The following is a 12,113-nucleotide window of genomic DNA, read 5'->3' as shown; positions in this document are numbered from 1 at the left end:
GCGTGAGAGTGATACGGAGATGGAAGTGGTATATATGTATGGCTTTACTAGCTATAGCAGTATGGAATGTATATACAAATGGCATTACAAAGTATGTGGAGAAGTTAACATTCTTCAATATACAAAGCGGAAAAGAAGCAGATTTTAGTAATAATGATGAAAAGGTCATCTTATCAAATGTACCTTTAATTCAGCAATTACCAGAGCTAGATAGAGGCTGTGAAGTGACTAGCTTAGCGATGATGTTACAATATGCAGGCATTACAGTGGATAAGATGAAATTAGCAAATGAAATAAAGAAAGTTGATTTTATGAACGATGGTGTACGTGGGAATCCGAATGAAGGATTTGTAGGAAATATTTATACCTTTTCTGAATCTGGATATGGTGTATATCACGGACCACTTTTTCAATTAGCGAAAAAGTATTTACCTAATAAAGCTGTGGACTTAACAGGGAAGAGTATAGAAGAACTTTATAAGAGTGTAAAATCAGGACAACCGGTAGTTATGATTACGAATGCAACATTTGCGCCATTAGATGAAGATGAATTTACTACATGGGAAACAAATAGCGGAGATGTTTCTATTACGTATAATGAACATTGTGTAGTACTGATTGGATACGATGAAGAATTTGTATATATTCGGGATCCTCTCGAGGATAGCCTAGATGTAAAAGTGCCGAGAGGAAAATTTGAAAAGGCATGGATGCAAATGGGGAGTCAGGCGATTAGTTATGTGAAAAGCTCTAAATGAATTAGTAAGGAAATAGATGTAAGGAACTGTAAGAGGAGTTTTTGTGGGTGTTTTTTGTCAAGAAATAAGAGAACTTCAGCTTATTATATAAGCTGAAGTTCTCTTATTTTTTATGATTAAATCTTTAGAAGTAATGAATATGAAAAAATGCATAATTGACAAAAAAATTACATGTTATCATTATATATTGTTTTATATATGTTAATTGTATAAAATTACACAAGTATTCACATTACATAAAGGAGGCTTATTATGCAAAAAATATTTAACTGGGTTAAATGTATGAGTATCAAGAAAAAATTAATCATTTCATTTTTTCTTATTTTAACTATACCAGGACTTATTATCGGTGGTGTTTCATATCAAACTGCCAAAACAAATTTTGAACAACAAATTACAGGTAAAGCAAAGGAAAATATTTCTGTTTTAAATACTGTTATTTCTCAAAATATAGAAGAGAAATTTGTTGATGCGGCGTATTTTGCAGACGTCTTAACAGAGGATACATATCCAAACGGACAAGAAGAAATAGTAAGAACGAAGTTAGCGCAATATATAAAACTTCATCCAGAAGTAGAAGGTATTTATATTGGAACACAGACGGGAAAGTTTATAAGAGAACCATTTATCAAAATGGCTGATGGGTATAATCCAACAGATAGATCTTGGTATAAAGAAGCACATGAAAATAAAGGGAAAGTAATTGTTACTGCACCATATCAATCAGCATCTACTAAAAATATGGTAGTGACAATTGCTAAAGAAGTAAAAGATGGTAAAGGTGTTATAGGAATTAACTTAAATTTAGATAACATCTTAAAAATTTCCAAAATGATTAACATTGGTGAAAAAGGTTATGCAGTTATTCTAGATCAAAATAAGCAAATTGTTAGTCATCCATCTAGAAAACCAGGTGCAAAAGTTACTGATCCGTGGATTAAACCAATTTATGAAGAAAAACAAGGAAATGTGTCTTATACAGAACAAGGTGATAAAAAGAATTTAATCTTTGCAACAAATGAGAAAACAGGATGGAAAGTAGTTGGGGTTATGTTCGATGAAGAAATTACCCAAGCTGCGAATCCAGTGTTTTATAAAACTTTGATTGTCATTGCTATCGCTATTGTATTTGGTAGTGTATTAATTTATTTCATTACAAAGTCTATTACAAGACCATTAAGAAAAATAGCTGACTCGGCCCATAAAATTAGTAAGGGAGATTTGACAGAGAAAATTACAATCCATTCCAAGGATGATATAGGGAAATTAGGGAATTCATTTAATGAAATGTCTGCCTCTTTACAAGATGTGATTACTCAAATTAGTTTTTCAGCAGAACATGTCGCTGCATCGGCTGAAGAGTTAACAGCGAGCGTACAGCAAGCAAATGATGCGACAGATCAAATTACAATTGCAATGGAACAAGTATCAGGTGGGGCTGAATCACAAAGTCAAGGTGTTGAAGAAGGTGCGGCTACATTACAACAAGTAAATACAGCAATTCAAGATGTAACTGGAAGCGCGGAATCAATTTCTATCTCCTCATTACATGCGAGAGAAAGAGCTGAAGAAGGGGAAGAATTGGTTGAACAAACAGCAAAACAAATGCAGTCTATTTCTAGATCGGTATCCGATTCAGATGCTATTATTAAACTTCTTGATGAGAAATCAAAGCAGGTAGGAGCTATTTCTGAAGCGATTCAAAACATCGCTACTCAAACGAACTTATTAGCTTTAAATGCAGCTATTGAAGCAGCAAGAGCAGGTGAACAGGGCCGAGGGTTTGCTATTGTAGCTGATGAGGTTAGAAAATTAGCGGAGCAATCAGGAGCATCATCTGGAGAGATTGCAAATTTAATTGCAGAAATTAAGGCGGATATTGAACATACTGTTAAGGCAATGGATAATGTGAATGGAGAAGTTCAACAAGGCCTTGATGTTGTAACGAAAACGAAAGCAAGTTTTACGGAAATTTTAAGTTCTACTACACATATTGTTTCTCAAGTTAATCAAATGGTAGAAACAACGAAGAGAATTGCTGGAGATGCAAATGAAGTGACAAATGCTATTGATGAAATTGCAGCGGCTGCAGAAGAAAATACAGCTAGTATGCAAAGTGTTGCTGCTTCAACAGAAGAACAAGTGAATTCAATGGAAGAAATTAGTTCAGCTTCGCAAAACTTAGCTGGGATGGCCGAAGAACTACAAGCGATGACTAGTAAATTTAAAGTATAATAACAGCAGATAAGTAAGGTGATATTATTTTCACCTTACTTATTTTTCTATTCAGCAATTAGGGGAGTCATTAACGGGATGAAAAAAAGAAAAAGACTATGGAATTTATGGAAAACGATTACATTGTTAGTTTGTACAGTTGTAATTTTTTCTTTACTTGTGACAGATATATTAATTAGTCATAATGTAGAACGGACGACGGAGGATAGCCAAGCAGAGAAAGCAAAAACAATTGCACACATTGTGGCGAATGATTCAATTGTAATCGATGGTTTGATTGGGAAGGCAGATACTTCTGCAATCCAAACGTATACAAATAGAATATTAAAAAACACAGGTGTTCAATTTATTGTAGTTATGGACATGAATGGAATAAGAAAATCACATCCAAATCCTCAAAAAATAGGCCATCATTTTATTGGGGGAGATGAAGGGCCTGCATTGAAAGGAAAGGAACATGTATCGCTGGCAGAAGGAACTTTAGGTATTTCAATGCGAGTGTTTGTACCTGTATTTTCTGAAACAGGTGAACAACTTGGAGCGGTGGCCGTTGGTATTTCAGCAGATAATGTAAAAGAGAGAGTTAAGGAAAGTAGACATATCATTTACATTGGTGTCGGAGTTGGAGTACTAGTCGGAATTATAGGAGCAATATTGCTAGCTAGACATATAAAGAAAAGTTTATTCGGTCTTGAACCTCACAGGATAGCGAAGATTCTTGAAGAAAGAAATACGATGCTACAATCTGTAAAGGAAGGTATTATTGCTGTAGATAAGGAAGCCAATGTAACTTTAATAAATAATGAGGCAAAACGATTGTTTAAGAAAAGTGGACTTGAAGAAGATTTTATCGGTAAAGATGTTGAGTTGTATATGCCTAATTCACGTATAAAAGAAATATTACAAACGGGAGAGGTACAATTAAACGAAGAACAAAATATTTATGGAATTACGATTGTGACGAATCGTGTTCCTTTATATGTAAAAGGAGAAATAGTTGGTGCAATTGCAACATTTCGTGATAAAACAGAGATTAGAAAATTAGCAGAAGAATTAACTGGTATTAGGCTATATGCGGAAGCATTACGGGCACAATCGCATGAATTTATGAATAAAATGCATGTCGTATTAGGGCTTACACATATGAAGCAGTATGAAGAATTACAAAAGTATATAAGCGGTATGGTATCAGAGCATCAATATGAAATTGGTGGGGTTATGAAAAGAATAAAAAGTCCAGTATTTGCTGGCTTTTTACTTGGGAAATTTAGCTATGCTAGAGAGAAAAACATAAAATTAATCATAAGTGAAGATTCTTACATGCCAGAAATGGATGATGAAAGTATTACTCATGAACTGATTACGATTGTCGGAAATTTAATTGATAATGCATTAGAGGCAGTGACGAATTGTGAGAAGAAGCAAGTTGAACTTGAGATACAATATGGGGATGCATTAATCATTACAGTACAAGATACGGGGAAAGGTATACCAGAAGAAGAAATAGGGGCATTATTTACGAAAGGTTATTCCACAAAGGGAGATAACCGTGGTTATGGTTTGTATCTTGTAAAAGAAAGTATACAGCGAATAAATGGGGAAATTCATATGCATTCATTAGTAGGAAAGGGAACAACGATAACAATTGAAATACCTAAAGGTAGGGATGAGAGGTAAATATGATTAAAGTTTTAATTGTAGAAGATGACCCGATGGTAGCAATGTTAAATACGCATTATTTAGAGCAAGTAGGAGGGTTTGAACTTGTTCAAGCAGTTAACTCCGTTAAAGAAGCGATAGAAGTATTAGAGGAATCACGAGTAGATTTAGTATTACTTGATATTTTTATGCCTGAAGAAACTGGATTTGAGCTTTTAATGTATATTCGGAACCAAGAAAAAGAAATCGATATTATGATGATTTCAGCTGTACATGATATGGGGAGTATTAAAAAAGCATTACAATATGGTGTAGTAGATTATTTAATTAAACCATTTACATTTGAACGATTTAAAAAGGCATTAACTATATATCGAGAAAAACTTACTTTCATGAAAGAACAACAAAAAATTAGTCAATCGGAATTAGATTCGTTAATTTTGCAAAAAGAAAAAAGAGAGCCTACGGTCACTAAAGAGCTTCCGAAAGGATTAACGAAGCAAACGATGCAATTAATTTGGCAGAAGATCGAGTCGCTGAATGGACGAGCGTTTACAACAGATGAAATGGCGCAATTAGTTGGAGTTTCAAGAGTTTCTATTCGAAAGTATGTAATGTTTTTGACTGAAATTGGAGTATTAGAAAACGAAATGGTGTATCAACACGTAGGAAGACCAGTGAGTAAATTAAGATGTATTGACAAAAATAAAATAGAGTTTTACGTATAAGCGACTTATTATAAGTCGCTTATACTTTTTTTAATTACAAAATCAATTACAAAACTTACAAAAACTATTTTTACTATTGAAAGCGTTTTAATATTGTTATTAAGAAAACAAGGGGGTGCCATATGGGAATTCAAAAGAATGTGGAAGCGGTATCATTTTCTGAAGGAAATGAAGTACAAAGAGAATCTTTCGCTTCTAAAATTATGAATGTAAAAATCGGTGTTATACCTTTACCGTTATATGTAGTATTGGCTGCTATTATTTATGGGGCATCTGTATATAATAAATTGCCAGCAGATATGATTGGTGGATTTGCAGTTATTATGATCATGGGTATTTTCTTAGGCGACATTGGAATGAGAATTCCAATTTTAAAAAATATCGGCGGTCCGGCAATACTTTCGTTATTTATTCCATCATTACTTGTATTTTTTAACTGGATGAATCCAGCTTCAATGGAAGCTGCGACTATGTTAATGAAAAAATCGAACTTTTTATATTTATATATTTCTTGTTTAGTAGTCGGAAGTATTTTAGGAATGAATCGTAAAGTGTTAGTACAAGGTTTCGTTCGTATGTTTATACCTTTAGTAGTAGGGACGTTAGCTTCGGTAGCAGTAGGATTATTGGTCGGTTCACTATTTGGATTTGAAATGAAGCAAACATTCTTCTTTATCATCGTACCAATTGTGAGTGGTGGTATAGGGGAAGGGATTTTACCATTGTCGCTAGCTTATAGTGATATTTTAAATGAATCATCAGCAACGTTTGTATCACAGCTTATTCCAGCGGCTATTATTGGAAATATGTTCGCAATCGTGAGTGCAGGGTATATGAAGCGTTTAGGTGAGAAGAAACCGGAGCTTAGTGGTAACGGTGTATTAGTGAAAACAGACAATCAAGCAGAGTTATTAAAAGAACAAAATACAGAGAAGCCAATTGACTTCTCATTAATGGGAGCAGGTTTATTAATTGCGTGTACGTTCTTTATCTTCGGAGGATTTGCTTCTAAGTTCATCGGTATTCCTGGGGCAATCATTATGATTTTCTCAGCAGCACTTGTGAAATACTTTAAATTAATGCCAGCAAAAATGGAGCAAGGAGCATTCCATTTATATAAATTCATTTCGAAGAATTTAACTTGGCCGTTAATGGTTGGACTAGGATTGCTATATATTCCGTTAAAAGACGTAGCAGCAGTTCTTTCAGTAGGATATGTTGTTGTGTGCGCATCAGTTGTTCTTACAATGGTAGCATCAGGTTTTCTTGTAGGGAAAGTGATGAAAATGTATCCAGTTGAATCAGCAATTGTAACTGGATGTCATAGTGGTTTAGGTGGAACTGGAGATGTTGCTATTTTATCAGCTTCAAATCGTATGGAATTAATGCCGTTTGCGCAAATTTCAACACGTTTAGGCGGGGCAGCAATGGTTGTAACAGCGACAATTTTATTAAAAATGTTTTCATGATCAAACAAGCTAGCTATATTCATATAGCTAGCTTGTCAAATTAAGGGGAGATTATAAGTATGTTAGAAAATCAAATTAATGAAAGATCATTGTTACTGCATAAAGAATTAGTAGGGAAAATTGAAATTACAAGTAAAGTAGAAGTAAATTCAGCGGATGATTTAAGCCTGACATATACACCAGGTGTAGCGGAGTCTTGCAAAGCAATTGCGGCGGATGAAGAAGCAGTGTATGACTATACGGCACGTGGTAATATGGTGGCAGTTGTCTCAGATGGAACAGCGGTACTTGGTTTAGGGAATATTGGACCGAAAGCAGCTATGCCTGTTATGGAAGGGAAGAGTATTTTATTTAAGAAATTTGCGAATGTAGATGCTTTCCCGTTATGTTTAGGTACGACTGATGTGGATGAAATCGTTACCCTTGTGAAAAATTTAGAGCCTACGTTTGCAGGAATTAACTTAGAAGATATTGCGGCACCACGTTGTTTTGAAATTGAAAAGCGATTAAAAGCAGAAACGAATATTCCGGTATTCCATGATGATCAACATGGAACCGCTATTGTCGTCTTAGCAGCTGTTATTAATGCATTAAAAGTTGTTAGCAAACAAATGGATAATGTGAAAATTGTTATTAACGGTGCGGGTTCGGCAGGGATTGCAATTGGAAAATTATTATTAAAGGCTGGTGCAAAGCACATTACGTTAGTTAGCTTAGAAGGTATTGTTTGTGAAGGTGAATCATGGATGAACGAAGCGCAAATTGAAGTTTCAAAAAAGACAAATCGAGAATATGTGCGTGGAACGTTAAAAGAAGCGATTCATCAAGCTGATATTTTTATTGGCGTATCTGCTCCTAACGTATTAACGAAAGAACTTGTACAAACGATGAATGAGAAAGCAATTGTGTTTGCTATGGCGAATCCAATTCCAGAAATCTTCCCAGAGGATGCATTAGAGGCTGGGGCAGCTGTAGTAGGAACCGGGCGCTCGGATTATGCGAATCAAGTAAATAATGTATTGGCGTTCCCAGGGATATTCCGTGGTGCGTTAGATGTGCGCGCGACTGATATTACAGAAGAGATGAAATTAGCGGCAGCATATGGGATCGCTAACATCATTACGGACGAAGAACGTAATGCGAATTATGTAATCCCGAATCCGTTAGATAAAAGAATTGTTCCAAGTGTTGCGGAAGCTGTAGCGAAAGCAGCTATTGATTCAGGTGTGGCGCAAATTATGAAAATACCAAGCTATTAATAGCTAAAAGCAGTGCCTAAAAAGGCACTGCTTTTTTGAGATAAGAAATCAAAATAATGAAGAAGTGTAAAATTATTTATTTGTGTGTCTTCACTATTTATTTAATTCCATTGCAACTTGTTTACCATTTACTAAAACCTCAGTTACTGCTACGATCACTTCTATCATTTTTTTCATCTCTCCTTGTGTCATTTCTTACTGTAAGTATAAGAGAAGAGAGATACTTACACTATCGAAGTATATGACGTAGAAATTACATTGTTGTAAGAAAGTGTTTTAGTTTTGTAACTTTACTCAGCGGTAATTACAAACTGATCATAATATTTTTCATTCACATATATATTTAATACCCATAATCCAGATGAAGGTAGTGACATAGTGAGAGGGAGTTCGTTTGTAGTAGAATCAATTGTATTTGAAGTAGTCCAAGTTGGTTTGGAAGTTTTTTGTTGAAAGAGTACGGGTGTTGGAGTTATTGATCCTTGTTTTAGTGCAATAATAGATAGTTTTCCAGTTGGCATTTCAGTATCTAAAAAGTACCACATCATTTCATTTTTTTCATTTGCGATAATAGGACTATCAGCCATTGCGATTTTTTCTTCGATGCCTTTTAAAGGTATTTTTTCTTGTATGAAGGAGGGTGTTTCTTCCCAATTTACATCTTTTAAAACGCTAAGATGAAAGAAGGAAGGTGCATTAACTTGAGTGGATGACGTTGCGATGGCTTCTTTTTTAGGTGCTTCTGAATCAGGTTGCGCTTGTGTGCATCCAGCGATGAGAAAAGAGAAAAGTAGCATAGTTCCGATTTTTTTCATGGTGTCACACTCCTAATTTTTATTGTTAGTGTAATTGTATTTGCTAGAAAGCGGGACAATTCCTTTAAAGTATAAAAAGAGGTCGTAAGTTTTGTACGACCTCTTTTGACATTTTCTATATTTGTTCAGTTGTAAAAGTCGGTTCATTTTCTTTTTGCGGCATCGTTAAGAAAATAACAGAAAGAACGATACATACGCCGCCTAATAATTGATATGCTCCAAAGGATTCATTTAGCCAAGCGATTGACACGATGGCAGCTACAAGTGGTTCAATGCTAGATAAAATGCTCGTTTCTGTTGCTGCTAAATATTTCAGACTACCGATATAAAGGAGGAAAGAAAGAGTGCCACTTATGATGATAAGAATAAGCATAGAAAAAGTTTTTGGTGTAAAAGTTTGTGAAAGCTGATTCCATTCAAACGAGCGATTACAAATAAGTAGGGCAATGCCACCGATTAACATCCCCCAGCCAATTACTACAGTTGTTCCGCATTCTTTAATAAGAGAAGCTGGATGAAGGGTATAAAATGCAAAGCCAATTGCTGTTAATAGGCCGAAAATAATGGCTTCTTTCGATAAAACAATATTTTCAATTGAACCGTTTGTAATAATAAAGTACGTTCCTGTTAGGGCAGTTATAATTGCGAGTAGTTGCATAGAAGCAGGGAATTTTCTTTGTCCAAATGCGACATAAATGGTAATAAGAACAGGACCTAGAAATTGAAATAATGTCGCTGTGACCGCATTACTAATATGAACTGTTTCGATAAAGGCATATTGTGCACCGAGCATACCGAGAATAGAGAAAATAATAAGTTGTATAGCATATCTCGGATGTTTCCAAATTTGAAATATGTTTTGTTTCTTTATAAGTAAGAAAGATAAAATAAATATTCCCGCAAGCAACAAGCGAATTGTTAAAAAATCAATTGATGATACGTTAGTATGTTGAAATAGCCACTGAATCATCGGGCCAGATAATCCCCATAAGGTAGCTCCTGTAATAATCATAATGAGTCCAATCCGTCTATTGTTGTTCATGATCATGCATCCCCTCTCGAGTATTTGATTTTTTATGTGTGACATGATACAAGGAATTATATATAACTTCTGGTACTGTAAAAAGTATCAGATTTTAGTTTTATTAAGGGGTCAGATATTATGTTAGAATTAACGCCTAATTTAAATACGAAAAGTAAAATAGCATTGTATGTGCAATTGTATGAGTATATAAAAAAAGAGATTAAAGATGGAACGATTCCGGCTTTTACAAAATTACCTGCTAAAAGAAAGCTGGCGAGCTATTTACAAGTGAGTAAGAATACAGTAGAAGCAGCTTACGAGCAATTACTTGCAGAAGGTTATATTGAATCGGCATCGAGAAAAGGTTATTTTGTATGTAAAATTGAACAAATGATTTATGTAGAAGGAAGCGAAGCGAAAGTAGAAGAAGTACCGTTTCGGGAGGAGAACTATAAATTTGATTTCACCCAAACAGGAGTTGATACGAATACTTTTCCGTTCACTATGTACCGTAAGCTTATAAATGATGTATGGCAGCCGCATAATAATGAGTTGCTTTTTCTTGGACACCCTCAAGGGGAATTGAGCTTAAGGGAGGAAATTGCGAGCTATTTGTATGAATCTAGAGGTGTGCGTTGTTCAGCTAGTCAAATTGTATTAGGGGCGGGAACACAAATATTAGTGAAGTTACTTTTTCAGTTGTTGAAGGGAAGTAACTATGCGGTTGAAAACCCGGGTTATCATAGGAAAATGGTCGTTTTTGAACAGGGAGAAAAGAAGGTTCAAATGTTGTCTTTAGATAGGGACGGAATTTGTATGGCAGATTTAGAAAATAGCGATGCAAATGTTGTATTTGTTACACCTTCTCATCAATTCCCATATGGAATGATTATGCCTATTACGAGAAGGACGCAGCTTTTACAATGGGCGAAGAAAGAAGAAGGCAGGTATATTATTGAAGATGATTACGATAGTGAATTTCGTTATTCAGGAAAGCCAATTCCGGCACTGCAAGGATTAGATACAGATGGGAAAGTTATTTATATGGGGACGCTATCAAAAGCGTTGTTACCCTCATTACGGATGAGTTATATCGTATTACCGAAGAATGTAATTGAAAAGTATCAAAAGGAATATTTATTTTATACGCAAAGTGTTTCAAGAATGGACCAAGAAGTGATAAGAAGGTTTTTCAATGAAGGCTATTGGGAAAAACATATTCATAAAATGCGTGTCGTTTACCGAAAAAAGAGGGATCGACTTGTTTTTGAAATAGAGAAGTATTTCTCTAATCGTGTTGAAGTGATAGGAGAAGATTCTGGATTACACATTTTATTACAAGTGCATAATGGAATGCGAGAAGAAGAACTAATTCAAGAAGCTGCGAAATATAGTATTAAAATATATCCTGTTTCTACGTACTATAAAGACGGTACTGCGCCTGAAAATGTAGTTTTACTTGGGTTTGCGATTTTATCAGAAGAAGAAATGGCGAAAGCGATTCAATTATTACATAAGGCATGGTATACAAGAAAGTAAAAAAACATCCTCCAAGCATGAGGATGTTTTTTATTATTTATTTTCATCTAAGAATAAGACCATATGCTCTTCGTCCCAATATTGTCCGTTATATTTTAATGAACGTTCTTGCACACCGAATGTTTTAAATCCTAATGATTCATAAAGTTTCTTCGCACCATCGTTGCCAACAACAACATCAAGCATAACTTGTTCTACTTCTAAAGATTTAGCAAGTTCAAGACATTCTTTAATAAGTGCTTTTCCTGCTCCAAGTCCGCGTGCTTTTGGAGACACATATACAGAACCAATTTTAGCTTTATGTTCTTGTTTTACATATGGTTTCGTTTCCAGCGTTGCAACTCCGATTAATTGTCCATCTTTAAATGCACCTAGCGTATAGTTTTCATCTTGTGCTAATTTTTGTGCTTTATATTCAATCGCACACTCTTTATTAATAATATCTTCATAAGAAGAGCTGAAAGCTTCAGGGTTTTGCTTTAATCCTTCTACACGAAGTTCTAAGTAAATTTCTGCTTCGTCTTTTGTTAATACATGGATATCCAATTATATCACCCTCCAAATCTTTGCAAATGTAACTTTATTTTATATTGAAATAAGAATAATTTCAAAAGGTTAGCTTATATG

The 12,113-nt window shown here is 34.7% G+C and carries 10 protein-coding genes and 1 pseudogene; 8 read left to right on the top strand and 3 right to left on the bottom strand.

Annotation, left to right across the window (positions count from 1 at the left end):
• Window positions 1–8 precede the first annotated feature (8 nt).
• From ILS93_RS25035 to ILS93_RS25010, 7 genes and pseudogenes are all read left to right on the top strand, one after another.
• The gene (locus ILS93_RS25035; RefSeq protein WP_139326537.1) at window positions 9–758 is read left to right on the top strand and encodes a C39 family peptidase; all 750 of its coding nucleotides are present in this window, start codon (window positions 9–11) and stop codon (window positions 756–758) included.
• Between the two features lie 252 nt (window positions 759–1,010).
• Window positions 1,011–2,054: pseudogene (locus ILS93_RS29220) on the top strand (HAMP domain-containing protein); the annotation flags it as partial.
• Window positions 2,046–2,993: a methyl-accepting chemotaxis protein gene (locus ILS93_RS29215; protein WP_433777887.1), complete on the top strand. Its 948-nt coding sequence runs from the start codon at window positions 2,046–2,048 to the stop codon at window positions 2,991–2,993. The pseudogene ILS93_RS29220 and the gene ILS93_RS29215, both read left to right, overlap by 9 nt.
• 78 nt (window positions 2,994–3,071) lie before the next feature.
• Complete coding sequence (locus ILS93_RS25025) at window positions 3,072–4,670, top strand: sensor histidine kinase (protein ID WP_064477137.1); 1,599 nt, start codon at window positions 3,072–3,074, stop codon at window positions 4,668–4,670.
• Between the two features lie 2 nt (window positions 4,671–4,672).
• A complete protein-coding gene (locus tag ILS93_RS25020) occupies window positions 4,673–5,380 on the top strand; it encodes a response regulator (protein WP_048541629.1) in 708 nt (235 codons plus the stop codon).
• Window positions 5,381–5,502: 122 nt separating this feature from the next.
• Window positions 5,503–6,849, top strand: coding sequence for a 2-hydroxycarboxylate transporter family protein (locus ILS93_RS25015; protein ID WP_000512725.1), 1,347 nt, complete (start codon window positions 5,503–5,505; stop codon window positions 6,847–6,849).
• Window positions 6,850–6,908: 59 nt separating this feature from the next.
• Window positions 6,909–8,108 (top strand): NAD(P)-dependent malic enzyme, encoded by a 1,200-nt coding sequence (locus tag ILS93_RS25010; protein WP_064477134.1) that lies wholly within the window; start codon window positions 6,909–6,911, stop codon window positions 8,106–8,108.
• 290 nt (window positions 8,109–8,398) lie between these two features.
• Here the strand turns inward: ILS93_RS25010 and ILS93_RS25005 are convergent, their stop codons facing one another.
• Both ILS93_RS25005 and ILS93_RS25000 read right to left on the bottom strand, forming a co-directional pair.
• On the bottom strand, window positions 8,399–8,923 hold the full coding sequence (locus ILS93_RS25005) for a DUF4871 domain-containing protein (RefSeq protein ID WP_222661576.1): 525 nt from the start codon (window positions 8,921–8,923) through the stop codon (window positions 8,399–8,401).
• Window positions 8,924–9,038: 115 nt separating this feature from the next.
• Window positions 9,039–9,965, bottom strand: coding sequence for a DMT family transporter (locus ILS93_RS25000; RefSeq protein WP_064477132.1), 927 nt, complete (start codon window positions 9,963–9,965; stop codon window positions 9,039–9,041).
• Window positions 9,966–10,085: 120 nt separating this feature from the next.
• Between ILS93_RS25000 and pdxR the strand changes: the two genes are divergently transcribed.
• Complete coding sequence (pdxR, locus tag ILS93_RS24995; RefSeq protein ID WP_222661575.1) at window positions 10,086–11,486, top strand: MocR-like pyridoxine biosynthesis transcription factor PdxR; 1,401 nt, start codon at window positions 10,086–10,088, stop codon at window positions 11,484–11,486.
• A gap of 33 nt (window positions 11,487–11,519) precedes the next feature.
• Here pdxR and ILS93_RS24990 read toward each other — a convergent pair whose 3' ends face one another.
• Window positions 11,520–12,032: a GNAT family N-acetyltransferase gene (locus ILS93_RS24990; RefSeq protein ID WP_000351216.1), complete on the bottom strand. Its 513-nt coding sequence runs from the start codon at window positions 12,030–12,032 to the stop codon at window positions 11,520–11,522.
• Window positions 12,033–12,113: the final 81 nt, after the last annotated feature.

This window comes from Bacillus sp. 16GRE42 (genome assembly GCF_019837435.1).
GTDB lineage: Bacteria > Bacillota > Bacilli > Bacillales > Bacillaceae_G > Bacillus_A > Bacillus_A wiedmannii.
Note: the sequence above shows the minus strand (reverse complement) of the source record. Positions and strands in the feature narration are given on the sequence as shown.